At 67.4% G+C, this 25,757-nt stretch carries 20 protein-coding genes; 14 read left to right on the top strand and 6 right to left on the bottom strand.

Annotated features, from left to right (window positions below; all coding sequences use genetic code 11):
* Positions 1-74 precede the first annotated feature (74 nt).
* From TL10_RS10560 to TL10_RS10580, 5 genes are all read left to right on the top strand, one after another.
* The gene (locus TL10_RS10560) at positions 75-1,904 is read left to right on the top strand and encodes a phosphoenolpyruvate carboxykinase (GTP) (protein WP_043391155.1); all 1,830 of its coding nucleotides are present in this window, start codon (positions 75-77) and stop codon (positions 1,902-1,904) included.
* A 373-nt stretch (positions 1,905-2,277) separates the two neighbouring features.
* On the top strand, positions 2,278-3,492 hold the full coding sequence (locus TL10_RS10565; RefSeq protein ID WP_234711428.1) for a calcium:cation antiporter family protein: 1,215 nt from the start codon (positions 2,278-2,280) through the stop codon (positions 3,490-3,492).
* A gap of 43 nt (positions 3,493-3,535) precedes the next feature.
* Positions 3,536-5,053: a fatty-acid--CoA ligase FadD4 gene (gene fadD4 / locus TL10_RS10570; RefSeq protein ID WP_043985618.1), complete on the top strand. Its 1,518-nt coding sequence runs from the start codon at positions 3,536-3,538 to the stop codon at positions 5,051-5,053.
* A 1-nt stretch (position 5,054) separates the two neighbouring features.
* Positions 5,055-6,053 carry a MaoC family dehydratase gene (locus TL10_RS10575; RefSeq protein ID WP_043985619.1) on the top strand — a complete coding sequence of 333 codons (999 nt, stop codon included), beginning with the start codon at positions 5,055-5,057 and terminating at the stop codon, positions 6,051-6,053.
* Between the two features lie 19 nt (positions 6,054-6,072).
* Complete coding sequence (locus tag TL10_RS10580) at positions 6,073-7,104, top strand: PucR family transcriptional regulator (protein WP_043985620.1); 1,032 nt, start codon at positions 6,073-6,075, stop codon at positions 7,102-7,104.
* Positions 7,105-7,124: 20 nt separating this feature from the next.
* On the opposite strand, the gene TL10_RS29545 is transcribed toward TL10_RS10580, so the two are convergent.
* Positions 7,125-7,553, bottom strand: coding sequence for a PaaI family thioesterase (locus tag TL10_RS29545; RefSeq protein ID WP_157850368.1), 429 nt, complete (start codon positions 7,551-7,553; stop codon positions 7,125-7,127).
* Positions 7,554-7,756: 203 nt separating this feature from the next.
* On the opposite strand from TL10_RS29545, the gene TL10_RS10590 reads away from it, so the two are divergent.
* From TL10_RS10590 to TL10_RS10610, 5 genes are read left to right on the top strand one after another with little or no spacing between them, the layout of a single operon-like run.
* A complete protein-coding gene (locus tag TL10_RS10590) occupies positions 7,757-8,314 on the top strand; it encodes a nuclear transport factor 2 family protein (RefSeq protein ID WP_043391146.1) in 558 nt (185 codons plus the stop codon).
* Positions 8,307-9,989 (top strand): steroid-22-oyl-CoA synthetase, encoded by a 1,683-nt coding sequence (gene casI / locus TL10_RS10595; protein WP_043985621.1) that lies wholly within the window; start codon positions 8,307-8,309, stop codon positions 9,987-9,989. The genes TL10_RS10590 and casI overlap by 8 nt, the downstream gene beginning before the upstream one ends.
* A gap of 11 nt (positions 9,990-10,000) precedes the next feature.
* Entirely contained in the window at positions 10,001-11,551 is a 1,551-nt protein-coding gene (locus tag TL10_RS10600; protein WP_043985622.1) for an FAD-binding protein, read from the top strand.
* 4 nt (positions 11,552-11,555) lie between these two features.
* Positions 11,556-12,635 (top strand): zinc-binding dehydrogenase, encoded by a 1,080-nt coding sequence (locus tag TL10_RS10605; protein WP_043985623.1) that lies wholly within the window; start codon positions 11,556-11,558, stop codon positions 12,633-12,635.
* Complete coding sequence (locus TL10_RS10610) at positions 12,632-13,777, top strand: 3-ketosteroid-9-alpha-monooxygenase, oxygenase component (protein ID WP_043391137.1); 1,146 nt, start codon at positions 12,632-12,634, stop codon at positions 13,775-13,777. The genes TL10_RS10605 and TL10_RS10610 overlap by 4 nt, the downstream gene beginning before the upstream one ends.
* Before the next feature lie 66 nt (positions 13,778-13,843).
* On the opposite strand, the gene TL10_RS10615 is transcribed toward TL10_RS10610, so the two are convergent.
* Entirely contained in the window at positions 13,844-14,122 is a 279-nt protein-coding gene (locus TL10_RS10615; protein WP_043391134.1) for a hypothetical protein, read from the bottom strand.
* Between the two features lie 271 nt (positions 14,123-14,393).
* On the bottom strand, positions 14,394-15,311 hold the full coding sequence (locus TL10_RS10620) for an alpha/beta hydrolase (protein ID WP_043985624.1): 918 nt from the start codon (positions 15,309-15,311) through the stop codon (positions 14,394-14,396).
* Between the two features lie 105 nt (positions 15,312-15,416).
* Between TL10_RS10620 and TL10_RS10625 the strand changes: the two genes are divergently transcribed.
* Positions 15,417-16,904 carry an amino acid permease gene (locus tag TL10_RS10625; RefSeq protein WP_043985625.1) on the top strand — a complete coding sequence of 496 codons (1,488 nt, stop codon included), beginning with the start codon at positions 15,417-15,419 and terminating at the stop codon, positions 16,902-16,904.
* 47 nt (positions 16,905-16,951) lie between these two features.
* Positions 16,952-18,310, top strand: coding sequence for a WS/DGAT/MGAT family O-acyltransferase (locus tag TL10_RS10630; RefSeq protein ID WP_043391126.1), 1,359 nt, complete (start codon positions 16,952-16,954; stop codon positions 18,308-18,310).
* 85 nt (positions 18,311-18,395) lie between these two features.
* Here the strand turns inward: TL10_RS10630 and TL10_RS10635 are convergent, their stop codons facing one another.
* From TL10_RS10635 to TL10_RS10645, 3 genes are all read right to left on the bottom strand, one after another.
* Positions 18,396-19,304, bottom strand: a complete 909-nt coding sequence (locus TL10_RS10635; RefSeq protein WP_110789031.1) for an endonuclease domain-containing protein — start codon at positions 19,302-19,304, stop codon at positions 18,396-18,398.
* Positions 19,305-19,430: 126 nt separating this feature from the next.
* Entirely contained in the window at positions 19,431-20,660 is a 1,230-nt protein-coding gene (locus TL10_RS29550; RefSeq protein ID WP_052506381.1) for a septum formation family protein, read from the bottom strand.
* 89 nt (positions 20,661-20,749) lie between these two features.
* On the bottom strand, positions 20,750-22,909 hold the full coding sequence (locus TL10_RS10645; protein ID WP_043985626.1) for an acyl-CoA dehydrogenase family protein: 2,160 nt from the start codon (positions 22,907-22,909) through the stop codon (positions 20,750-20,752).
* Positions 22,910-23,053: 144 nt separating this feature from the next.
* Between TL10_RS10645 and TL10_RS10650 the strand changes: the two genes are divergently transcribed.
* A complete protein-coding gene (locus TL10_RS10650) occupies positions 23,054-24,277 on the top strand; it encodes an alpha/beta hydrolase (protein WP_043391850.1) in 1,224 nt (407 codons plus the stop codon).
* 45 nt (positions 24,278-24,322) lie between these two features.
* Entirely contained in the window at positions 24,323-25,741 is a 1,419-nt protein-coding gene (locus tag TL10_RS10655) for a WS/DGAT/MGAT family O-acyltransferase (RefSeq protein WP_043985627.1), read from the top strand.
* Positions 25,742-25,757: the final 16 nt, after the last annotated feature.

Consider the following 25,757-nt stretch of genomic DNA (forward strand, 5'->3'; position numbering starts at 1 on the left):
CGATTGTCCACTTGTATGTCACTCACGTTAACCTCTAAAGAGGTATAGCTGCGATTTGCGAGCAGGAGAATTTGATGACCTCAGCGACCATTCCCGGTCTCGACGCCGCTCCGACCACTCACGCCGGGCTGCTGGCCTGGGTGCGTGAAGTTGCGGAGCTGACTCAGCCAGACCGGGTCATGTTCGCCGACGGCTCGGCCGAGGAGTACGACCGCCTCGCCGCTCACCTCGTCGCGGCAGGCACCTTCCAGAAGCTGAACGACGAGAAGCAGCCGAATTCGTATCTCGCGCTGTCGGATCCGTCGGACGTCGCGCGCGTCGAGTCGCGGACCTTCATCTGCTCGGAGCGCGAAGAGGACGCCGGCCCCACCAACAACTGGATGGCCCCGGCCGAGATGCGCGGCATCATGACCGACCTCTACCGCGGCAGCATGCGCGGCCGCACCATGTGGGTCGTGCCCTTCTGCATGGGCCCGCTGGACGCCGAGGACCCCAAGCTCGGTGTCGAGATCACCGACTCGGAGTACGTCGTCGTCTCGATGCGCACGATGACCCGCATGGGCGCCAAGGCGCTGGCCAAGATCGGCGACGACGGCTTCTTCGTCAAGGCGCTGCACTCCATCGGTGCGCCGCTGGAGCCGGGCCAGCAGGACGTGCCGTGGCCCTGCAACGAGACGAAGTACATCACCCACTTCCCCGAGACCCGCGAGATCATGAGCTACGGCTCGGGCTACGGCGGCAACGCGCTGCTGGGCAAGAAGTGCTACTCGCTGCGTATCGCCTCGGCCATGGCGCACGACGAGGGCTGGCTCGCCGAGCACATGCTGATCCTGAAGCTCATCTCCCCGGAGAACAAGGCGTACTACGTCGCCGCGGCGTTCCCGTCGGCGTGCGGCAAGACCAACCTCGCGATGTTGCAGCCCACCATCCCGGGCTGGCGCGCCGAGACCGTCGGTGACGACATCGCCTGGATGCGCTTCGGCAAGGACGGCCAGCTGTACGCCGTCAACCCCGAGTTCGGCTTCTTCGGCGTCGCGCCGGGTACCAACTGGTCGTCGAACCCGAACGCCATGAAGACCATCGCCGCCGGCAACACCGTCTTCACCAACGTCGCCAAGACCGACGACGGTGACGTCTGGTGGGAGGGCCTGGAAGGCGAGCCCGAGCACCTGATCGACTGGAAGGGCCAGGACTGGATCCTCCGGGAGACCGAGACCAAGGCCGCGCACCCGAACTCGCGCTACTGCACCCCGATCTCGCAGTGCCCGTCGGTCGCCCCCGAGTGGGACGACCCGCAGGGTGTGCCGATCTCGGCGATCCTGTTCGGTGGCCGTCGCAAGACGACGGTGCCGCTGATCACGCAGGCCCGCGACTGGCAGCACGGTGTGTTCATCGGTGCCACCCTGGGCTCCGAGCAGACCGCGGCCGCCGAGGGCAAGGTCGGCACCGTGCGTCGCGACCCGATGGCCATGCTGCCGTTCCTCGGCTACCACGTCGGTGACTACTTCCAGCACTGGATCAACATCGGCAAGAACGCCGACGAGTCCAAGATGCCGAAGATCTTCTTCGTCAACTGGTTCCGCCGTGGCGACGACGGCCGCTTCCTGTGGCCGGGCTTCGGCGAGAACAGCCGGGTGCTGAAGTGGGCCATCGAGCGCATCGAGCACCAGGCTGAGGGCAAGAGCACCCCGATCGGCATCGTTCCCACCGCCGCTGACCTGGACCTGGAGGGTCTGGACGTGTCGGCCGCCGACGTCGACGAGGCGCTGGCCGTACGTGTCGACGAGTGGCAGAACGAGCTGCCGCTGATCGAAGAGTGGTTCGAGTTCGTCGGCGAGAAGCTGCCCACCGGCATCAAGGACGAGTTCGACGCCCTCAAGCACCGCTTGGCTGAAGAGGCCTAAGGCTCTCCCCGTACAAGCACACAACCCCCGTCTCCCAGGAGATCGGGGGTTTTGTGTATTTGTGCCTGGTTCCGTGGCGACTGTGTGGCCAGAGACGTTGAGCCTGCGCTGCGGGGGCAAAAGGTCGAGTAGCGAGAGCCATAGGCGCAGTGTCAACGCGATCTTGATTAGCCACATAATCAAGTTAGGGTCGCCGAACTTGAAATATTCAGGACTCTGACCAGCAAATTCAGTATCGCAATCCACAGTAATTCGTAGCAACGCTAAGTTGCTGAGTCGATTTTTGGTGCGTACCGTCTGCGACGTGACCAGCATCCGATCAGCCGGCCCGACCACGCGTCGGCCGCTTGTGCGATCCCTGCTGCTGGCCGTTGTGTTCGTCGCTCCGGCGGTGGCATTGCGCCTCACGGGCATGCATCCGAACCCCGTCGTCTCGCTGCTGGCCTACGGCGCGGCCGTCGTTGCCGCCAGCTTCGTGCTGGCCTGGGCAGCGGAAGCGGCGCAGGTCGACGTGTCCGGTGGCCTCGCCATCGCCGTCCTGGCCCTGATCGCGGTGCTGCCCGAGTACGCCGTCGATCTCTACTACGCCTACGTCGCCGGCCACAACGCCGAGTACGTGCAGTACGCCGCAGCCAACATGACCGGCTCCAACCGGCTGCTCATGGGTATCGGCTGGCCGGTCGTGGTGATCGTCGGGCTGTATGTCGCGCGGCGCATGTCGGCGGACCAGGCCAGCAAATCGATACTCGCGCTGGAACCCGGCAACCGGGTCGAGCTGGGCTTTCTGCTCGTCGCCGGACTCGTCGCGTTCATCATCCCGACCACCGGCCGCATCCACCTCGTGCTCGGCGTCGCAATGCTGGCCTGGTTCGGCTTCTACCTGTACAAACTGACTCGCGGCGAGGCCGAAGAGCCCGAGCTCGTCGGTACGGCCGCGGCCATCGGCGCGCTGCCGGACCGGGCCCGCCGGATCACCGTCGTGACGCTGTTCGTCATGTCCGGAGCCGTCATCCTGATGTGCGCGGAGCCGTTCGCGAACAGCCTGATCAACGCCGGTACCGAACTGGGCATCGACCGGTTCCTGCTGGTGCAGTGGCTGGCGCCGCTGGCCTCGGAGGCGCCGGAGTTCATCATCGCGACGATCTTCGCCGCGCGGGGCAAGAGCACCGCGGCGATCGCCATGCTCATCTCGTCCAAGGTCAACCAGTGGACGCTGCTGATGGGCTCGCTGCCCATCGCCTACCTGGCCGGCGGCGGTGGCACCGCGCTGGTGCTCGACGGCCGGCAGATCGAAGAAGTGCTGCTGACTGCCACCCAGACCATGATGGGCGTCGCGCTCGTCCTGTCGCTGCGCTTCCACCGGGCGACGGCATGGCTGCTGTTGGCGCTGTTCGTGGTGCAGTTCCCGATCACCTCGACCACCGGCCGGCTGGTGCTGTGCGGCATCTACGGTGCGCTGACGGTTGTTGGCTTGCTCATCAACCGCCGCCATGTGGCCGCGACGCTGCGGGCGCCGTTCGCCTCGTCGGACGACGATGCCGGCGAGTCCACGATCGACGGCAGGGAACTGATTCCCGCCGGTCGCTGACACCACTTGACAGGTGTCAATTCGCCTGTCGTAGAGTGCCGTCATGCAGATTCGCCAGCACGTGGGCAATGGAAAACCGGCCGTCATCCTGCACCCGTCGGGCACCGTGGTGACATTCGACGAACTCGAGGCCCGTGCCAACCGGCTGGCCCACCACTTCCGCGCGAATGGACTCGTCGAAGGTGACGTCGTCGCCATCCTCATGGAGAACAACGAGCACATACATGCCGCGATGTGGGCGGCGCGGCGCAGTGGCCTGTACTACGTGCCGATCAACATCCACCTGACGGCAGCCGAAGCCGCGTACATCATCGAGAACAGCGGAGCCACCGCGGTGATCGGCTCGGCGGCCCTGAGCGACACCTGTGCCGGCCTGGCCGAGCACCTCGACGGCGGACTGCCCAAGCTGCTCCTCATCGCCGGCGGCGAGCTGCCGGGCTGGGACAGCTACCCGGAATGCGTTGCGTCTCAACCCGATACGCCGATCGCCGACGAGATCGAAGGCGACCTGCTGCAGTACTCGTCGGGCACCACCGGCCGCCCCAAGGGCATCAAGCGGGAGCTGACGCACCTGCCGCCAGCCGAGGTGCCCGGGCTGATGAAGATGCTGATGAGCTTCTGGCTGCCGAAGGACGCCGTCTATCTCAGCCCCGCGCCGCTGTATCACACGGCGCCGTCGGTGTGGTCGATGCAGATTCAGGCCGAGGGCGTCACCACTGTCGTGATGGAGAAGTTCGACGCCGAGGGCTGTCTGGACGCCATCGCGCGCTACGGCATCACGCACGGCCAGTTCGTGCCCGTGATGTTCACCCGGATGCTGAAACTGCCACAGTCCGTGCGGGATTCGTACGATCTGTCGTCGCTGCAGCGCGTCATGCACGCGGCCGCCCCGTGCCCGGTGGAGATCAAGAAGCAGATGATCGACTGGTGGGGGCCAATTGTCGACGAGTACTACGCCTCGTCCGAAGCGATCGGCTCCACCCTGATCACGGCCGAGGACTGGCTGACGCATCCCGGGTCGGTCGGCAAGCCGATGCTGGGCGTCCTGCACATCCTCGACGAGGAGGGGAACGAGCAGCCGCAGGGCGTGCCCGGCGAAATCTACTTCGAGGGCGGGAACACCTTCGAATACCTGGACGACGCCGAAAAGACAGCGGCTTCACGGGATCAGCACGGCTGGGCCACCGTCGGCGACATCGGCTACCTCGACGAGGATGGCTACCTGTACCTCACCGACCGGCGCCACCACATGATCATCAGTGGCGGCGTGAACATCTACCCGCAGGAAGCGGAGAACGTCCTGGTCACCCATCCCAAGGTGATGGACGCCGCGGTGTTCGGCATTCCGGACGCCGAGATGGGCCAGAGCGTGAAAGCGGTTGTGCAAACCGTGGATCCGGCCGATGCCACCCGCGAGTTCGGCGGCGAGCTGCTGGCCTGGCTGCGGGACCGGCTGACGCACTACAAGTGCCCGCGATCCATCTCGTTCGAAGAGCAACTGCCGCGGACGGACACCGGCAAGTTGTACAAGCAATCGCTCATCGAAAAGTACTCTGTCTGACATGTCGGGCCAAACAGTCACTGGTGGGCCGTTTTTCGAGGATCTCAGCGTAGGTCAGGTCTTCGACTGGGCGCCGGGTATGACGCTCACGGACGGTGCGGCGGCGGTACACCAGGCGATCCTCGGCGACCGCATGAGGCTGCCGCTGGACGCCGGATTGTCCGCGGCCGTCACCGGATCAGCGCGGGCACTGGCGCATCCGGCTCTGGTCTGTGACGTCGCGATCGGTCAGTCCACCCTGGCCACCCAGCGGGTCAAGGCGAATCTGTTCTACCGCGGACTGCGGTTCCACCGCTTCCCGCATATCGGCGACAACATCACCACCCGAACCGAAGTCGTTGGCCTCAAACAGAATTCGGCCAAGCCGGGTAAGCCGCGCACCGGGTTGGCCGCGCTGCGGATGATCACCATCGACCAGGACGGCCGCACGGTGCTCGATTTCCACCGGTGCGCCATGCTGCCGTTGCGCGACGACGCCGCCGACACCGGCCGCGCCGACGACCTCAGCACCATCGGCGCCGACGTGCCGGGCCTGCCAGACCCCGCCGCGGAGTGGAACATCGACGCCTGGCGCTCCGCGGTGCCCGGCCCGCAGTTCGATCCGGCGCTCGCCGGCCAGCTGCTGACCAGCACCGCCGATGTCGTCAGCAGCGCCCCGGAGCTGGCCCGGCTGACACTCAATATCGCTGCCACGCACCATGATTCGCGGGTGGCGGGCAGCCGCCTGGTGTACGGCGGGCACACCATCGGCCTGGCGCTGGCCCAGGCCACGCGGCTGTTGCCGAACATCGTCACCGTCCTCGGCTGGGAGTCGTGCGACCACACCGGACCTGTGCACGAGGGCGACACCCTCTACAGCGAGCTGCACATCGAGGCGGCCCACGCGTCGTCGGCGGGCCGTGGCGGCACGCTGGATCTGCGATCGGTGGTGTTCGCGGCCGCCACCGACGGCCCGGACCGGCAGGTACTGGACTGGCGGTTCAGCGTCCTGCAGTTCTGAGCATTGTCAGAATGGCGACGTGAGCGCGTTGCGGTTGTCCGAGCTGGGCAGTGACCCGGAGTCGGTGCTGCGGCTCGTCCGGTTCTTCGACGATCTCGACGCTACCGGCGTCGACGCGGTGCTGGAGGCGGCGCGGGGCGTGGCCGGGTGTCCCGTCCACGTGCGCTGGGACGGCCCGGCGCCGGAGGTCTGGCTGGAGCGCGACGCCCCGGCCCACCCGCTCGACGGCGTCCTGCTCGACCGGGTGCGGCACACGCTGGGGGCCATCGGTGCCCGGGTGCCGCCGAGCTTCGGTGACCCGGCGCTCGTCGAGGTGGTGCTGTCGAGCCGGGAGCGGCCGGAGGACCGGGCGCGGGCGATCAGGCTGCTGGGGCTCGACGAGTCCCGCGAGGTCCGGGTGCTCGCGGTGTCGGCGCAGTCGTCGCCGGAAGCGTTGCGGGTCATCACGTCGGCGCTGACGTCGGTGTCGGTGCGGACCGCGGACCTGGGTACCGCGACGGCGGTGGTGTGCCAGGGCCGGACCGACACGCGCGCGCTGTCCGACGAACTGGACCGGGCGATCGTCACCGCGTTCCCCGCGCCGCTGCCCGTCGGTGCCGACCGCGGGCCGTGGGTCGGGCTCGGGGCTGCCGGCGGCGTGTTCGCGGCGCCGACATCATGGGGCCAGGCGCTGCGGGCGTTGCGGTTCGCGTCGTCGACCGGTTTCGGCCGGCGCGCCGTCGCCTTCGAGCGGTTGAGCGCGCTGGAGCTGCTGGCCGAGCTGCCGCCCGACGCCACACGCGGCAATCACGCGCTGACCCGGCTCAACGAGATCGCCGCGACGCCCACCGGCCGCCTGCAGGTCGAGACGGCAGAGGCGTTCTGTGTGTTCGGCTCGCTGCGGCGGACCGCCGAGGAACTGCACGTGCACCACAGCACGGTGGCCGCGCGACTGGCGCACATCCAATCCCAATTGGGCTGGGACATGGACGATCCGCTGGACCGGTTCTCGGCGACCCTGGTTCTGATGATCCGGCGGATCGCGCTGTCATCGGCCGAGTTGACGGACTGAATCCAGGCGGCGCCGCGTCGTCAGCCGTCGAACGGGACGATCATGAACGTCGCCGTCGACCGCGCCAGGACTCGCTCGGATGCGTCGACGATCGTGCATTCGCAACTCAGCAGTCGGCGGCCGACATTCACCACCTGTGCTTCCGCGACGAGCGGGCCGCCATGCGGCTGCCGGTAGTAACGGACGTGCATGTCGGTCGTCACCGGGATTTCTGATTCCAGGTCGAAGAAGCCTTCGAGGCAAAAGCCGGAAGCGGCGTCGGCCAGCGTTGCCAGCATCCCGCCGTGGACGCTGCCCGGCGCGAGCCCTTCCAGGTCCGGCGCGAGCGGCATCGACAGGATCGCGACGCCCTGCTCCTGCGACACCACGCTGAGCTGCATGTGTTGATGCACGGGAGATCGGCGCAGGTCTTCGGTCGCTTCGAGCGGATCGCGGATCGCGTGCGCCATGGCCGGCACCTCCTGTCGCCCCGGAAATTCGCATGTTATCGCCTTCAGCAACGACCAGCGACGTTTACGGATATCCGACGATCGTCGGAGAATTTGGGACAACAACCCGACGTACGTCGGATGACCGGGGGTGGTCGGGTTCGTGATGATGGCCATACAAGCTGAACAGCCCACGCTCAGTCGCAGACCCGAGGAGTACCCGCATGGCAATCATCGACCCCACCAAGACCTGGGAACTCGTCGAAGAACGCCTGTCGCGCACCACCAACGAGCGCCATCGCCAGGTGCTGAGCATCGTGCTCGAGCACATGCTGGCCGAGGCGGTGCCGGACCTGGACCGCCTGATGGCTACGTTGTCCCCGAACCCGGATTACCACTTCTGGTATGCCAACACCGACATGGGCCCCAAGACCACCGAGGGTGTGCGCGCCTACTACGAGGCGTTCATGGCCAGCGGCGCCAATCACCTCGTCTTCGAGATCGATCGCCTTGCCGTGGACGATGATCTGGTGATGACCGAAGGCTGGATGAAGATGATCTACCCGGGTGTGGCCGCGCAGGCGATCGGCGTCGACGTCGAGGATCCGAACGGCGACTACCTGCTGGTGTTCCGGCAGCTCATCAACTGGCCGATCGACGCCGACGGCCTGATCATCGGCGAGGACGCCTACCAGACCGGCCCGGTCAGCGTCACCAAGCTGAGCGTCGACGACCTGCCGCAGGAGTACATCGACCAGCAGGCCGCCGCCGCCAATGCCTGAGCCCCGCGAGGACATCGCGGCCCTGCTGCTCGACCGCCTCGGCGACGAGCGGTTGGGATTGCGCACCCGGGACCAGGACTGGACCTGGGACGAGGTGGTCCGCGAGTCCGCCGCCCGGGGCGCTTACGCCGCGGAGTTGCGGGCTGACGGCCCCTTCCACATCGGTGTCCTGCTGGACAACGTGCCCGACTTCATCTTCTGGCTGGGCGGTGCCGCCCTGTCGGGGGCGACGATCGTCGGCATCAACCCGACGCGCGGCAACGACGAGTTGGCCGGCGAGGTCCGGCACGCGGACTGTCAGCTGATCGTCACCGATTCGGCTGGGCGGGAACGGCTTTCGGGCCTGGACCTCGGCCTGACGCCCGACCGCGTTCTCGTCGTCGACGACCCGGCCTACCAGGACGCGATTTGTGCACGAAAATCCGCGGCAGGCGCGGAAAATCGTGCACAAATCGCGGCGGCGGACGGTGTTGACGAACGGTCGTTGTTGTTGCTGCTGTTCACCTCCGGCACCACCGGCGCGTCGAAGGCCGTCAAGTGCAGCCAGGGCCGTCTGGCGTGGATCGCGTACTCGGCGGTGGACAAGTTCAATCACGTCCGCGAGGACGTCGACTACTGCTGCATGCCGCTGTTCCACGGCAACGCGATCATGGCGCTGTGGGCCCCGGCTTTGGCCGTCGGCGCGACGGTCTGCCTGACCCCGAGCTTCTCGGCGTCGGGTTTCCTGCCGGACGTGCGGTACTTCGGCGCGACGTTTTTCACCTACGTGGGCAAGGCGCTCGGCTACCTGTTGGCCACACCGGAACAGCCGGACGACGCCGACAACCAGCTGGGCCGCGGGTTCGGCACCGAGGCCTCCCCGGAGGACCAGGCCTACTTCAAGCGCCGCTTCGGCGCCGATCTCTATGAGGGCTACGGCTCGAGCGAGGGCGGCGGCGCCGTCGTACTCGACCCCGACCAGCCCGAGGGTGCCCTCGGCCGGCCGGCCCATCCGGGTGTCGCGATCGTCAACCCTGAAACCATGATCGAGTGCGTCCCAGCGGTTTTGGACCAGTACGGCCGGCTCCTGAACCCCGACGACGCCGTCGGCGAGATCATCGACAAGCTCGGCACCAAGAAGTTCGAGGGCTACTACAAGAACGACGCCGCCGACGCCGACCGTATTCGCAACGGCTGGTACTGGACCGGCGATCTCGGCTACCTCGACGAGAACGGGTTCATCTACTTCGCCGGCCGGCGCGGTGACTGGATCCGGGTCGACGGCGAGAACACCTCGGCGCTGTCCATCGAACGCGTGCTGCGGCGTCATCCCGAGGTGATCGCCGCGGGCGTGTACGCGGTGCCGGACTCCCGCTCGGGCGATCAGGTGATGGCGGCCATCGAGGTCGCCGACCCGATCCTGTTCGATGTCGACAAGTTCGTGAAGTACCTGAATGACCAGGATGACCTGGGCAAGAAGGGCACGCCGCGCTTCCTGCGGATCTCGGACTCGCTGCCGGTCACCGGCTCCAACAAGGTGCTCAAGCGCGAGCTGCAAGCGGACAAGTGGCACACCGAGGAACTGGTGTACCGCTGGGTGGGTCGGGGCGTACCTGATTACCGACCCATGACTGACGATGCCAAGCGCGCGTTGGACGATGAGTTCACGCAGTACGGACGGCAGCGATACCTATAGGGAGTTTGGGCATGACGGACTGGGACTCGACGGTTGACGTGCTGGTGGCGGGCTCTGGTGGCGGTGGCGTCACCGGTGCCTACACCGCCGCGCGTGAGGGACTCGAGGTGCTGTTGGTCGAGGCCACCGACAAGTTCGGCGGCACCACCGCCTACTCCGGTGGCGGCGGCGTGTGGTTCCCGTGCAACCCGGTGCTGCAGCGGGCCGGCACCGACGACACCATCGACGACGCGCTGGAGTACTACCACGCCGTCGTCGGTGATCGGACGCCGCGCGAGCTGCAGGACACCTATGTCCGCAGCGGTGCTCCGCTGATCGAGTACCTGGAAACCGATCCCAACATCAAGTTCGACATGCTGCCCTGGCCGGACTACTTCGGGAAGATGCCGAAGGCCCGGGCGGATGGTCAGCGGCACGTCGCGGCCCGTCCGCTCAAGATCGAAAAGGCGCCTGAGTTCAAGGAATTGGTGCGCGGCCCGCTGGACAACGACCGGCTCGGCGTCCCGCAGCCCGACGACTACTTCATCGGCGGCCGGGCGCTGATCGCCCGTTTTCTGGTGGCGCTGAAGCAATACCCTTCGGCTGCAACGCAACTGGGCACCGCGCTGGTGGAGCTGGTGACCGAGGACGGCGCCGTCGTGGGTGCCGTCGTCGAGACCGACGGGGTCCGTAAGGCGATCAGGACGCGCAAGGGTGTGCTGCTCGCGGCCGGCGGCTTCGAGGGCAACGACGAGCTGCGGCACAAGTACGGCGTGCCCGGTGAGGCGCGAGACACCATGGGGCCCTGGGGAAATCTCGGCCAGGCGCATGAGGCGGGCGTCGCTGTCGGCGCCGACACCGACCTGATGGAGCAGGCCTGGTGGTCACCCGGCCTCACACACCCGGACGGCCGCAGCGCATTCGCGCTGTGGTTCACCGGCGGCATCTTCGTCGACCAGGACGGCAAGCGGTTCGTCAACGAGTCCGCGCCGTACGACCGGATCGGCCGCGTCGCCGTGGACCGGTTGGCCAAGGGCGAGATGACGCTGCCGTTCTGGATGATCTACGACGACACCGATGCGGGCGTGCCACCGATCAAGGCCACCAATGTCTCGATGGTGGAATCCGAGAAGTACGTCGACGCCGGGCTGTGGCACACCGCCGACACCCTGGAGGAGCTGGCCGCCAAGATCGGTGTGCCCGCCGAGCAGCTGGTCGCGACCGTGGCGCAGTTCAACGAATACGCCGACGCCGGTTCCGACCCGGACTTCGGCCGCGGCGACGAAGCCTACGACCGCGCCTTCTCCGGTGGTGCCTGCCCGATGGTCCGCATCGACAAGGCGCCGTTCCACGCCGCGAAGTTCGGCATCTCCGACCTCGGCACCAAGGGCGGTCTGCGCACCGATACCACCGGCCAGGTACTCGACACCGCAGGCAACCCGATCACCGGCTTGTACGCGGCGGGCAACACCATGGCCGCGCCAAGTGGCTACGCGTACCCGGGCGGCGGCAACCCGATCGGCACCAGCATGGTGTTCTCCCATCTGGCTGTGCTCGACATGATCGCGCAGACGAAGGGGTAGACGGATGCAGGCGTGGCGGTTACACGGTGCGGCTGACGCCCGGCTCGACGAGATTCCCGAGCCCGACGTCACCGCCGGCAAGGTCAAGATTCGGGTCGCGTGCAGCGGCATCTGCGGCTCGGACCTGTCCTTGTACGAGACCGCACCGGTGCCGGTGGACTGGCCGCATCCGCTCGTCGGGCAGCCCGGACCGCACGTCCTGGGCCATGAGTTCGCGGGCTACGTCACCGAGGTCGGTGACGGCGTCGACGGCATTCCGGTCGGCGCGCTCGTCGCCGTCCAACCGAGTTTCGAAGACGGCACCTGTGCCACCTGCCTGCGTGGTGAACCGAACCTGTGCGAGCAGTTCGGCTTCCTCGGCGTCAACGGTGGCGGTGGCGGTTTCGCCGAGTACGTCGTCGCCGCGGCGGACAAGGTGTTCGTGCTGCCCGACGGGTTCACGCCCGAGACCGGTGCGCTGGTCGAGCCGCTGAGCGTCGCGCTGCACGCCGTGCGCCTCAGTGGCATCGGCGCCGGACAGACGGCGCTCGTCGTCGGTGGCGGACCCATCGGCCTCGGCCTGCTGCTGTGCCTGAAAGTACAAGGCGCGCAACGCGTTATCGTCAGCGAGATGAGCACCGCACGGCGTGAGCTGGCGGCGGCCCTCGGCGCCGACGTCGTCGATCCCCGCGAGACCGACCTCGGTGGCTTTGTCCACGAGCTGACCAAAGGCGAGGGCGTGGACGCTTCTTTCGACGCCGCGGGGGCGGGCCAGGCCACGTTCGACACCGCGGTCAACGCGCTCCGCAAGGGCGGCACGACCGTCGTCGTCGCGATGTACCACGCCGACGTGACGTTCAACCCCAGCCTCTTCATGATCACCGAGAAACGGGTTACGGGAAGTTTCGCCTATTCCAGGGACGATTTCCGTACGGTTATCGACATGATCGCCGACGGGCGACTGGACCCCGTGCCGCTTGTCACCAGCCGTATTCGGTTGGCCGACGCTCTTGAAAAAGGCATTCACGCCCTGCAGTCGACGGGCCGGGATACCGAAGTGAAAATCCTGGTCAACCAGGAGCAATTCGGAAGGGACGCAACATGACTGAGGCTGAAGTCAGGCATATCGACGCGGGCGTGGAGATGACGCGGTTCGCGCGCGGCTGGCACTGCATCGGATTGGCCGAGTCGTTCCGCGACGGCAAGCCGCACCCGATCGAGGCGTTCGGCACCAAGCTGGTGGTGTTCGCCGATTCGCAGGGCCGGCTCAAGGTGCTGGACGGCTACTGCCGGCACATGGGCGGGGACCTGTCGCAGGGCACCATCAAGGGCGACGCGGTCGCATGCCCGTTCCACGACTGGCGCTGGGGCGGTGACGGCAAGTGCCAGCTGGTGCCGTACGCCAAGCGCACCCCGCGGCTCGCGCGTACCCGCGCCTGGCAGAGCACCGAGGTCAACGGGCAGCTGCTGATCTGGCACGACCCCGAGGGTTCGACGCCCGCACCGGAGCTGACGCCGCCGACCATCGAAGGCTACGAGGAAGGCCGATGGTCGCCGTGGCAGTGGAACTCGCTGCTGATCGAGGGGTCGCACTGCCGCGAGATCGTCGACAACAACGTCGACATGGCCCACTTCTTCTACATTCACCACGCCTACCCGACGTACTTCAAGAACGTCATCGAGGGCCACACCGCCAGCCAGTTCATGGAGTCCAAGCCGCGGCCGGACTACGCGACGCGCGAATTGTGGGACGGTACCTATCTGCGGTCGGAGGCCACGTATTTCGGGCCGGCGTACATGATCAACTGGCTGCACAACGACCTTGCCCCGGAGTTCACGGTGGAGATCGCGTTGATCAATTGCCACTACCCGGTGACCCATGATTCGTTCGTGCTGCAGTGGGGCGTCGCGGTGCAGAACAACCCGGCGTTGCCGGCGGAGAAGACCGAGAAGCTGGCGGCGACGTTGAGCCGCAGCTTCGGCGACGGCTTCATGGAAGACGTCGAGATCTGGAAGAACAAGACGCGCATCGAGAACCCGCTGCTGACCGAGGAAGACGGCCCGGTGTACCAGCATCGTCGCTGGTACGAGCAGTTCTACGTCGACGCCGCCGACGTCAAACCGGATATGGTCGCCCGGTTCGAGCAGGAAGTCGACACCACCCACGCCAACGACCTGTGGCACGAAGAGGTGGCCCAGAACATCGCCAACCGCACGCCGGTCGGCAAGGCGCACGCCACCCAATAGTCGCCGAATAACACTGAGCCGCCCTCGATTTCGAGGGCGGCTCAGTGCTCAGCTGGGTATGAGGGCCTAGCGGGCCGGGTGTGCCTGCGGCACCTGCGGGCTCTGCACGATGGCGGCGAGTTGGCCCAGGTTCTGCAGCTTGTCCAGGTCCGGAGCGGACGGGACGGGGACCGCGGAGAACGTCGGCAGCACCGGGTCGGCCGGCTTGTCCTGCAGCATGCCGAGGGCCATGTAGCCGGCCACGCCCAGACCTGCCGCCGTCAGCACCACCACAGCGGTGGATCGCCGGAACAGCTGCCGCAGGGGGCCGATGTTTTCGGTCGTCTGATGGGTCAGGGTGGTCATTGCCGTGCCTCTTCTCGGTGAAGATCAGACCGTTGTGGTCGTTGGTCTGTTCAACAACCATGCGCCCCGAAATCCTTCCCCGCAAGGGTTTATTTGATCGGCTAATTTCTTGAAAACCGCGTTTGACCTGCGTAAACATCAATTAGATAGCATAAGCTAAGTAACGAAGATCACGCGCGCGCGACCAGTGAGGCGCGGGATCGGCAGTGCCGCAGCGGGGTTACGGCAGCCGTGTGATCGGCGTGGGCGGCCGACGAGTTAGCCGACGAGGCTAGCCGACGACGGCCGGGTTCAGCCTCGGTCGCAGGAATTGCACCTGACTGGCAAAGAACGCGCGAGCCACCTGAGTCTTGGCGGCGACGCCGTCGAACCCGTGGTAAGCGCCCGGCACCACTTCCAGTTCGCACGGGACACCCGCCGCGCGCAACCGCTCGGCGTAGTCGATGTCCTCGTCATGGAAGACGTCCAAGGTCCCGACGCCGACCCAGGCCGGCGGCAGGCCGGACAGATCGGTCCGTCGGGCAGGGACGGCGACCGCGGGATCGGCACCGCCGAGATAGGCGCGCCAGCCGAAGCGGTTCGACTCCTGGGTCCACAACCGGTGTCCGGGATGGTCAAGGCCGGGCCGGTCACCTGACCGGTCGTCGATCATGGGGTACACCAAAAGCTGTGCCGCCAAAGCAATTTCACCACGGTCATACGCCAGCTGAGCCAACGCCGCGCTCATGCCGCCGCCGGCGCTGGAGCCGCCGATCGCCACCCGGGCCGGGTCCACCGCCGGCAGTTCGACCAGCCAGCGCAGCGCCGTGTAGCAGTCCTCCAGCCCGGCCGGGTATGGGTTGTCGGGCGCCAACCGGTACTTGACCGCCGCCACCGTGATGCCCAGTTCGTTCGCGAAACGCCGGCACAGCACGTCGTCCTGCGCCGGGCTGCCGATCAGGTAGCCGCCACCGTGTATCCACAGCAACGCGCCGCCACGGTCGGTGCCGGCAGGTGGCCGGTGCAGCCGAATCCCGACGCCCGACGGCAGCGTCAGTACCTCGGTGCCCTCCGGAGTCCGGCGTTCCAGCAGGTTGGACAGCCTTCGGACGAAGCGGAGGTTCCACGGCGTGATGGGGCTGCGCGGCATGAAGCGTGCGGCACGTGCCAACTCGGGGTGGAACTCGACTGTTTGGGAGATGCCCGACATCTGACCGACATTACTGACCCGAGCTCGTTGTGGACACGCCAGCGTTCACACACAGGAAACGAGTTGTCCTGCGCGAGACTGCGCGTCGGTGTTCACTGAATCGCTATGACTGCCACGCCGCATAAGCATGTCGAGCCACCCGGTCTGACGGCCGAAGACGCCGGCTACCACCACACCCTCAAACCGCGCCAGCTGCAGATGATCGCGATCGGCGGTGCCATCGGTACGGGCCTGTTCCTGGGCGCCGGTGGCCGGCTGCACAACGCAGGGCCGGGCCTGTTCCTGGTCTACCTGATCTGCGGCGGGTTCGTGTTCCTGATCCTGCGGGCGCTCGGCGAACTGGTGCTGCACCGGCCGTCGTCCGGGTCGTTCGTCTCGTACGCGCGTGAATTCCTCGGCGAGAAGGCGGCGTACGTCGCCGGCTGGATGTACTTCTTGAACTGGGCCATGACGTCGATCGTCGACTCGACCGCCATCGCCACCTACTTCCACTACTGGAAGGCGTTCGACGCCATCCCGCAGTGGCTGATCGCGCTGATCGCGCTGGGCATCGTGATGGGCATGAACCTGATCTCGGTGACCCTGTTCGGCGAGCTCGAATTCTGGGCGGCCCTGATCAAGGTCGTTGCGCTGGTGACCTTCCTGGTGGTCGGCACGGTCTTTCTGGCGGGCCGGTTCAAGGTCGACGGCCAGACCACCGGCTTCAGCGTCATCTCGGACAGCGGCGGGCTGTTCCCCACCGGGTTGCTGCCGCTGGTGGTCGTGACCTCGGGCGTCGTCTTCGCTTATGCCGCAGTCGAACTCGTCGGCACCGCGGCGGGCGAGACCGCCGAACCGCACAAGATCATGCCGCGGGCCATCAACTCGGTGATCTTCCGCATCGCGCTGTTCTACGTCGGGTCGCTGGTGCTGCTCGGGCTGCTGCTGCCGTACACCGCCTACAAGGCGGGCGAGAGTCCCTTCGTCACGTTCTTCTCGAAGATCGGTTTCGAGGGTGCCGGCACCCTGATGAACGTCGTCGTACTCACCGCGGCGTTCTCCAGCCTGAACGCCGGGCTGTACTCGACCGGCCGCATCCTGCGCTCCATGGCGATGAACGGCAGCGCCCCGAAGTTCACCGGCGTCATGTCCAAACGTGGTGTGCCGTATGGCGGTATCTGTCTGACGGCCAGCATCGGGCTGCTCGGCGTCGTGCTCAACGGTGTGGTGCCCGCCCAGGCGTTCGAGATCGTGCTGAACATGGCCGCGCTCGGCATCATCGCGTCGTGGGCCACCATCGTGATCTGTCAGTTGCAGCTGTTCCGCTGGTCTGAGCGGGGTGAGATGGAGCGGCCGTCGTTCCGGATGTGGGGCGCGCCGTACACCGGGTACGCGACGCTGGTGTTCCTGGCTGCGGTGCTGGTGCTGATGGCGTTCGACAAACCGGTCGGCACGTGGACGGTGGGGACGCTGGTGATCATCATCCCGGCGCTGATCATCGGCTGGTACGCGGCGCGTGGCCGGGTCCTGGAGATCGCCAAGCAGCGGCAGGGCTTCACCGGCCAGTTCCCGGTGGTCGCCAACCCGCCGCCACCGGGCGAACGCCAGCCCTGACGCGGCAACCTGGTCCACCGCCCGCCGAATAGGGGTTTACTTGGCGGGTGGAGATCATGTCGCCAACCGATGCCATGTTCCTGCTCGGGGAATCGCGGGAGCATCCGATGCACGTCGGCGGCCTGCAGCTGTTCAGCCCGCCCGAGGGCGCCGGGCCGGAGTTCGTGCACGACCTGTATCGAGATATGTTGGCGCACACCAACTTCAACCCCACCTACCGCAAACGCCCGGCGCGGATTCTGGGCGGCATCGCCAGCTTCGGCTGGGCCTATGACAACGAAGTCGACGTTGAATACCACCTGCGGCGCTCGGCGCTGCCGTCCCCGGGCCGGATTCGCGAACTGCTGGAGCTGACCTCTCGGCTGCACACCACCCTGCTGGACCGGCACCGTCCGCTGTGGGAGACGTACCTGGTGGAAGGTCTCGAGGACGGCCGGTTCGCGATCTATTCGAAGGTTCACCACGCGCTCCTCGACGGGGTGTCCGCGCTGCGGATGACGATGCGCACGCTGTCCGACGACCCGGCCGAGCCGGAGGTGCGGGTGCCGTGGGACCTGCCGTCCCGCAAGCGGGCGCCGAAGCAGAGCTCGTCGTTGGTGGGCTCGGCGCTGGAAGCCGTCGGCGCGGCGGCGGGTCTCGCGCCGTCGACGTTCCGGGTGGCGCGTGCCGTCTTGCTGGAACAGAACCTGACCCGGACGTTCAGCGCGCCGAAGACCATGTTCAACGTCAAGATCGGCGGCGCCCGACGGGTGGCGGCCCAGTCCTGGCCGATCGATCGCATCAAGGCCATCAAGCAGGCCGCCGGCGGTGTCACCGTCAACGACGTCGTGCTGGCCATGTGCTCCGGGGCGCTGCGGGGCTACCTGCTCGAGCAGAGCGCCCTGCCTGACGCTCCGCTGATCGCCATGGTCCCGGTGAGCCTGCGGTCCGAGGCCGACGCCGATGCCGGCGGCAACCAGGTGGGCGCGATCCTGTGCAACCTCGCCACCGACATCAAGGATCCGGCGACGCGGTTGCAGGCCATCTCCGACTCGATGCGCGGCAACAAGCAGGTGTTCGCCGGGTTGTCGAAGACGGAGTCGATGGCCCTGTCAGCGCTGCTGCTGTCCCCGATCGCGCTGTCCACCGTGCCCGGTTTCGTCGACGCCACCCCGCCGCCGTTCAACATCGTCATCTCGAATGTGCCGGGACCACGTGTGCCGATGTACTGGAAGGGCGCGCGGCTCGACGGGAACTATCCGCTGTCGATTGCGCTGGACGGGCAGGCACTGAACATCACGTTGGTCAACAACGGCGACAACCTCGACTTCGGGCTCGTCGGCTGCCGGCACAGCGTGCCGCACCTGCAGCGGCTGCTGGGCCACCTCGAGGACTCCCTGGCCGACCTGGAGGCTGCTGTCCGCTAGCTGCCGTCGTACCCTCGCGAACCTGACTGGGTGGCGGAAATCCGGCCCGAAAATCACCCTGTGGTCAGGCTCGCCGGGGGCCCGTTCACGAGGCGTACCGCCAAGACGACTCCGCCCAACCGATACGCAGGTCCACGGCGTCGTCCACCGCTCCCCGTGACGCGCGGGCATGGGCAATCCTGCGTAGTACGACGCCGGCGGGATCGCGCGAAGTCACGCGGATGACGAGCCAGCCCATCTCGATCATCTCCTCGATTCGGGCGATGTCCTTGCGAATCTGCTCCGGGTCTGTGTGGTGCCGACCCTCGTATTCGACCGCGACCTTCAATTCCGGCCAGGCGAAATCGACGACTCCGATCAGGACGCCGAATTCGTTGTAGATCGGATGCTGACTCTCCGGCCGGGGAAACCCGGCGCGAACAATGAGCAGTCGCACCGCGGTTTCCCGGGGTGACTCGGCATTGGGATCAACCAGAGCGATGGACGTCCGCGCCTGCCGGATTCCGCGCTGGCCGGCATGACGCTGTGCCACCACCTCGATGTCTGCGACCTTCAGTTTCGTTGCGCGTGCCAGCGCATCGATCGCCGCGACTGCGATGTCCTCCGGAAACTTCCGCGCCAAGTCGACCGCGGTGCGGGCCGCGGTGGTCAACCGCAGATCCCCGATGCGACACACCTCGTCGGCGTCGGGACAGTCCTCCCACACCACGATGCCGCGCGTCGGTCTGCACGGACTGCCAATGATGTTGGCAGGCAAGGACGCATCGATGTACCTGGTGCCGTGCATGGCCGCCGCCGAGAACCCCGCCAGAATTCCTGCGCCTCGGGAGCGCAGCCATGCCGACTTCGCTCGAATGATTGCGGTCGGTCGTGTCCCCCTCGGCACGTACACGTCCTTGTGCACCGCAACGAAATTCGTCCGCAGTTGATGACGGGTCAGGTGGCCTGCCGCCAATGCTTCACTCCCGATGAATGGCTCCCCCCACGTCGGCAGTGTGCCCCGCGATCCGTCGACGAAGCCATCGTCAGTCGAAGCACCCTGTGGATAACCCTCGCGAACCTGACTGGGTGGCGGAAAACCCGCCCGAAAATCACCCTGTGGTCAGGCTCGGCGAGCGGGCTACAGCGGCGGCGGCGCCCAGGGCAGGGTGATCGGGGCCATGCCCGGGAGCTCGAGCACGTGCGACGGCGCCGCGGGCTCGGCCGGAGGTGCCGGCTCGGCAGGATGCGCCGGTTCGGCCGGGGGAGCCTGCGGCGGATGCGCCGGGTTGTCGACGGGTGAGGCCGGGGCTGCCGGCGGGACCGTGGTTTCGGTGACGGAAGCGCTGGGCGCCTCGGCTGCCTGCGATGCCACCGACGACGAGGACGACGGTGGCGCCGCGGTACTCGGAGCGACCGCCGGAGCCGCGACGGTGGTCGGGGCGCTGCTCGTCGGGGCGATGGTCGTGGCGGTGGTGACGGGCGCCTGCGCCACCGGGCGCGGGGCGACGGGAGCGGGCACTGCCGACGCGGCGCCGGGGGACTTCACGCTGCCGGTCAGGGGGCCGGGCGTCCGCGATGCCAGCGCGCACAGCGTCTGGTGGCTGCCGGCGGACCAGCTGGACGGGCCGATGGGCCGGTAGTTCAGGGTCAGGTCGCTGGCCGACAACGTCTTCGGCGACAGGTACGCGGTCGTCATCGTGCTGCAGGTGGGGCGTAGCACCGCCTCCTGCTCGGCGTCCGATGGCGGCGGGCCGTCATGGAAGTGCGCGCCGAGATCGACGGGGCCGACGGCCTCGACCGAATGCGGCTCGGCGCAGTCCACGGGCACCAGGCCCGTCTGTCCGCCCTTCATGTCGGCCCCAAGACACGTGCCCGGTGGCCACACCCGCGACTGATCCTGCTCGGCGACCTGCCCGCGGAACGGCAGCTGCTGGCCGTTCGAGCCGGGCAGTTGCAGTCCGCACAACGCGATGTGACTGCCGGATCCGGCCCCACCAGAGCTCACCGAGCGCAGCAGGCCGTACGCGAACCGGCTGTTCGGGTCAAAGCGTGGCCCGAGGTACCGGCGTCCGGACACTGCGCAGGCCCCCTGATCGCCGTCGCCTTCGACAGAGTTGACGACCTCGAACAGGTGCGGGCTGCTGCACTGCACGAACGCGGGCCGCTGGGGCGGTTCAGGTTGCCAGGTCAGGCAGCTGCCGGCGTGGGCACTGCGGAACACGGCGTCGGTGTGGTCGTCATCGGTCGCGCTGCCGGCGGACGGGCCGACGGCGGCCACGGTCACCACCCCGGCGATCAGCTGGGCACACAGCACCGCCGCCAGCAAAGCGCGGCGGGACACCCAGGGCGTGACCGATAGCAAACTCATCGGTCCATAGCGTGACATATCTGACCGATCGGCGCAGCGTGGCGAAGCGATCTTCGCTAAGTCTCAACCGACTCGTGATGCGTAACGACCTACTTGAGCAAAGGATCGCGGGGCAAGCCGAGAATTCGTTCGGCGATGGTGTTCCGGGTGATCTCCGAGGTGCCGCCCGCGATGGTCATGGCACGGTAGCCCAGGTAGGCCTGGGTGAGCGCCGGAGTTTGCCCGGTCACGGCCGCGGGGCCGGCCAGCTTCATCCCCAGCTCGGTCTGACGCTGCCCCTGCTCGGCGACCACGAGTTTTGTGACATTGCCCTCGGGTCCCGGGCCGGTGCCCGCGATGGCCCGGCTGATCCGCCGCAGATTCAGCAGCCGCAGGGTGTGTCCCTCGGCGATCACCGCGCCGGCGCGGTCGCGCAGCCCGGCAGCCAGCTCCGGCTGGGCAGCGTCCAACAGCGCGATGAGGTCGTCCGCGGTGAAGCCGGATTGCGCACCGGATCCGCCGCCGATCGACAGCCGCTCGTTGCCCAGCGTCGCCCGCGCCACCAGCCAGCCCTTGTTGACGTCGCCGACCACGTCGGCGTCCGGGACGAACACCTCGTCGAAGAACACTTCGTTGAAGTGCGCGTTGCCGGTCAGACCCTTGAGGGGGTTGACGGTCACGCCGGGGGCTTTCATGTCGATCGCCATCATCGTGACGCCGGCGTGCTTGGGGGCATCGGGATCGGTGCGTACGGTGGCCAGGCCCCACTGGCAGTACTGGGCCAGGCTGGTCCACACCTTTTGGCCGGTCACCAGCCAGCCGCCGTCGACCTTCTTGGCGCTGGTGCGCACCGCGGCCGCATCCGAGCCGGCCTCGGGCTCGGAGAACAACTGGCACCACATGATCTCGCCGCGCAGCACCGGGTACACCCAGCGCTCGCGCTGATCGTCGGTGCCGGCCTGAGCGATGGTCAGCGTCACCCAGCCGGTGATGCCGAGGTCGGGACGCTCGACATCACGGAACTCCTCCTCGATGGCCAGCTGCTCCAGCACGCCGGCATCCCGGCCCCACGGCTTGGGCCAGTGCGGCACCAGGTAACCGGAATCGACAAGAAAGTCCCGCTTCTTGTCCTCGGCCAGCGACTGCAGCGTCGCGACGGCGTCGCGGGCGGCGGCGCGGTATTCGGCCGCTTCCTCGGGGAGCGCGAACGACGCACCGTGGGCTCGGCCGGTGCGTTGCCCGTCGACCACATCGGCCAGCGGGTCGGCGCCGGCCCCCGTCAGCGCGGCCAGTGTGAGGGCGCGGCGCAGGTACAGGTGCGCGTCGTGTTCCCAGGTGAAGCCGATGCCGCCGTGCAGCTGAATGTTGTTCTCGGCGTTGAAGACCTGACTGTGGATCGCCTGGACAGCGGCGACGGCCGCGCCGAACCAGGCGTCATCCAGATCGTCGGCGCGAGCTGCGTCCCACGCGGCCGCGGTGGTGAGCTCTGCTGCCACCAGCATGTTGGCGGCGTGGTGTTTGACGGCCTGGAAGGTGCCGATGGTGCGGCCGAATTGCTCACGCACCTTGGCGTATTCGACGGCCATGTCCAGCGCCGCCCAGCTGACCCCGACCGCCTCGGCGGCGGCGAGAATGCGAAAAGCAGTGTGCGCCTTGGTCGCAGCGCCGCGTAGTACCGCGGTCGCCTCGACCTGGTCCAGTGTCACCGAGCCGATGCTGCGCGTGGTGTCCGCCCCGTCCAGCGGTGTGACGGTGACGCCGGTGGCGTGGGCATCGACGACCACGACGTCATCGCCGGCGACCAGGACCAGCAGGTCGGCATCCGGGGCGCCGAGCACCGTCGGGCTTTCCCCGAACACGGTGTGGCCGGCGATGTGAACGTGGCCGGACAAGCCCAGGGCGGCGGCAGTGCTGCCGTCGGCCAGCCCGGGCAGCAGTGCGGCGCGCAACTCTTCGGTGGCACATCGGTCGATGACGACGGCGGCGGCGACGGTCGGCAGGAACGGTCCGGGACACAGTTCGCGGCCCTGTGCCTCCAGCACCACCGCCAATTCGGGCAGTCCGAATCCGGAGCCGCCGTAGGCCTCGGGGATGGCCAGCCCCTGCCAACCCAGATCGGCTGCAGCCGTCCAGAATCCGGCCGGATGCGACGGCCCGCCCTCCAGCGTGGCGCGGGCCGCGGCCCGGCTGCCAAGCCGGTGCAGCAGTCCGGTGGCCGAGTCCGCGAGGTCGTTGTGTTCGTCGGTGATCGCCAGCGCTGAGGTACCCATGGCTTGACTGTAAGCACGACGGTACGACTTCGAATAGCCCCTGATCAGCTGTGATGCACTTCACAAGTGAACAGTCTCCGAAATGTGACCACCAACTTGCCGTGGCCCCGAAAGCGCGTGGTCAGCGCGGTGTACGCTCGCGAAATGACGGCTCGACCGGACAATGACGTTCACAGCCCTTCGCTGGCGACCAGGCTGCGCTGGTTCATGGCAGCCAAGCCCTCCGATCACCTGTTGGCGATGGCGACGGCCGCCGCCTCGTTGCCGGTGATCGGCAAGAGCCTCGAGCCGCTCGGCGGGGCGACCGCGATGACCCTGTGGGGCATGCGCCACGTGCCGAGCTTCTGGGCGTCGACCTCCAAGGCGCTGTTCACCCCGAGCGTCGCGGAGATCCGTCGGGCCGAGCGTGATTGCACCAACGAGGTGGTCCGGGCCGCGCTGACCGGGGTCGTGCCGCCGGCCGAACTCGACATCGAATGGCCTGCGCCCGAGCGCACGCCGCCGTTCTGGCGGGCCCGCGAACACCGGCGTCAGGTGCACCGCACCTCGGTGCGCTACGGCGACAACCCGTCGCAGCTCTTGGACGTCTGGCGCGCCGACGACCTGCCCAGCGAGCCGGCCCCGGTGCTGATCTACCTGCCCGGTGGGGCCTGGGTGCACGGCAGCCGGCTGCTGCAGGGCTACGCACTGATGAGCCACCTGGCCCAACAGGGCTGGGTCTGTCTGTCCATCGACTACCGTGTGGCCCCGAACCACCGTTGGCCGCAACACATCACGGACGTCAAGACCGCGATCGCGTGGGCCAGGGCGAACGTCGACAAGTTCGGCGGTGACCGCGACTTCATCACGATCTCCGGTGGCTCGGCCGGTGGGCACCTCGCTGCGCTGGCCGGCCTGACCGCCAACGATCCCGAACTGCAGGCCGACCTGCCCGAGGGGGCCGACACGTCGGTCGACGCCGTTGTCGGTATCTACGGCCGCTACGACTGGGAGGACCGGTCCACCAAGGAGCGGGAGGAGTTCGTCGACTTCCTCGAGCGCGTCGTGGTCCGGCGCCGGATCGACAAGCACCCGGAGATCTACCGTCAGGCCTCTCCGATCGCGCGGGTGCATCGAGATGCGCCGCCGTTCCTGGTGATCCACGGCAGCGGCGACAGCGTCATCCCGGTGGCGCAGGCGCGCGACTTCGTGCACGAGCTGCGCGCGGTGTCCGCGTCGACCGTCAGTTACATCGAATTGCCCGGTGCCGGACACGGTTTCGACATGACCGACGGTGCTCGCACGGCGTCGATGGCCACTGCCATAGGGTTGTTCCTCGACGAGGTTCGTCGGAACCAGAACCAGCAGTGTGTCGAAGAGGTCGTCTAGACCGTTCGACTGGGCGAGGTCTGACCGAAGCGCAGGAGAGGTCGAGTGAAACGACTGAGTGGGTGGGACGCGTTCCTGCTGTATTCGGAAACGCCCAACGTGCACATGCACACCCTCAAGATTGCCGTCATCGACCTTGCCGGACTGGGTGATCGCACCTTCGGGATCGACGAATTCCGTCGCGTGCTCCGGGAACGACTGCACAAGCTGGACCCGTTCGGCTATCAGCTCGTCGACATCCCGTTCAAGTTCCACCACCCGATGTGGCGCGAGCACGCCGAAGTCGATCTCGAGTACCACGTCCGGCCGTGGCGGGTGGCGGCACCGGGTGGCCGCCGTGAACTGGACGAGGCGATCGGCGAAATCGCCAGTACCGCACTGGATCGCAGCCGGCCGCTGTGGGAGATGTACCTCGTCGAAGGCTTGGCCAACGGGCGGGTGGCCGTGGTCGGCAAGATCCACCACGCGCTGGCGGACGGGGTGGCCTCGGCCAACCTGCTGGCCCTCGGCATGGACATCACCGAAGGGCCGCAGCGCGATCAGGACCTCTACATCGCCGATCCGGCCCCGTCCCGCGGCGAGCTGGTGCGCTCGGCCTTCGTCGATCACCTCCGGCAGATCGGCCGGATTCCGGGCGTGGTCAAGTACACCGCCGACGGCATGGCGCGGGTGCGCAAGAGCACGCGCAAGCTGTCGCCCGAACTGACCCGGCCGTTCACCCCGCCGGCGAGCTTCATGAACCACGTGCTCACGCCCCAACGACGTTTCGCCACAGCCACTTTGGCGCTCGCGGACGTCAAGGAGACCAGTAAGAAGCTGGGCGTCACCATCAACGACCTGGTGCTGGCCATGTCGTCGGGCGCGCTGCGCGAGCTGCTGCTGAAGTACGACGGCAAGGCCGACCACCCGCTGCTGGCCTCGGTTCCGATGAGTTACGACTTCTCGCCGGATCGCATCTCCGGCAACCGATTCAGCGGCGTGCTGATCTCGCTGCCGGTTGACGTGGACGACGCCGAGCAGCGCGTCAGGCAGGCCCGGGAAGCCGCCATGCTGGCCAAGGAGAGTCACCAGTTGGTCGGCCCGGAACTGGTGGCCCGGTGGGCCGCCTACATGCCGCCGGCGCCGATGGAGTCGATGTTCCGCCGGCTGTCCAACATGGACGGCCAGAACAAGGTGCTGAACCTCAACATCTCTAACGTGCCGGGGCCCCGGGAACGCGGCAAGGTGGGTGGCGCCACCGTCACCGAGATCTATTCGGTCGGCCCGCTCACCGCGGGCAGCGGCCTTAACATCACCGTGTGGAGCTACGTCGACCAGCTGAACATCTCGGTGCTGGCCGACGGTGCGACCACCGACGACCCGCATGAAGTCACCGCGGGCATGATGGCGGACTTCAAGAAAATCCGCAGGGCCGCAGGGCTTTCCGAGGAGCTGACGGTCGTCGAGACCGCGATGGCGCAGTAGGGGCTGCGGTACTCGC

The organism is Mycolicibacterium llatzerense (assembly GCF_000878195.1).
GTDB lineage: Bacteria > Actinomycetota > Actinomycetes > Mycobacteriales > Mycobacteriaceae > Mycobacterium > Mycobacterium llatzerense.

Coding starts and splice junctions, on each gene's coding strand:
- TL10_RS10615 (WP_043391134.1), bottom strand. CDS start 14,122: ATGACCACCCTGACCCATCAGACGACCGAAAACATCGGCCCCCTGCGG.
- fadD4 (WP_043985618.1), top strand. CDS start 3,536: ATGCAGATTCGCCAGCACGTGGGCAATGGAAAACCGGCCGTCATCCTG.
- TL10_RS10590 (WP_043391146.1), top strand. CDS start 7,757: ATGGCAATCATCGACCCCACCAAGACCTGGGAACTCGTCGAAGAACGC.
- TL10_RS10600 (WP_043985622.1), top strand. CDS start 10,001: ATGACGGACTGGGACTCGACGGTTGACGTGCTGGTGGCGGGCTCTGGT.
- TL10_RS10625 (WP_043985625.1), top strand. CDS start 15,417: ATGACTGCCACGCCGCATAAGCATGTCGAGCCACCCGGTCTGACGGCC.
- TL10_RS10560 (WP_043391155.1), top strand. CDS start 75: ATGACCTCAGCGACCATTCCCGGTCTCGACGCCGCTCCGACCACTCAC.
- TL10_RS29550 (WP_052506381.1), bottom strand. CDS start 20,660: ATGAGTTTGCTATCGGTCACGCCCTGGGTGTCCCGCCGCGCTTTGCTG.
- TL10_RS10645 (WP_043985626.1), bottom strand. CDS start 22,909: ATGGGTACCTCAGCGCTGGCGATCACCGACGAACACAACGACCTCGCG.
- TL10_RS29545 (WP_157850368.1), bottom strand. CDS start 7,553: ATGGCGCACGCGATCCGCGATCCGCTCGAAGCGACCGAAGACCTGCGC.
- TL10_RS10610 (WP_043391137.1), top strand. CDS start 12,632: ATGACTGAGGCTGAAGTCAGGCATATCGACGCGGGCGTGGAGATGACG.
- TL10_RS10605 (WP_043985623.1), top strand. CDS start 11,556: ATGCAGGCGTGGCGGTTACACGGTGCGGCTGACGCCCGGCTCGACGAG.
- TL10_RS10575 (WP_043985619.1), top strand. CDS start 5,055: ATGTCGGGCCAAACAGTCACTGGTGGGCCGTTTTTCGAGGATCTCAGC.
- TL10_RS10650 (WP_043391850.1), top strand. CDS start 23,054: ATGACGGCTCGACCGGACAATGACGTTCACAGCCCTTCGCTGGCGACC.
- casI (WP_043985621.1), top strand. CDS start 8,307: ATGCCTGAGCCCCGCGAGGACATCGCGGCCCTGCTGCTCGACCGCCTC.
- TL10_RS10620 (WP_043985624.1), bottom strand. CDS start 15,311: ATGTCGGGCATCTCCCAAACAGTCGAGTTCCACCCCGAGTTGGCACGT.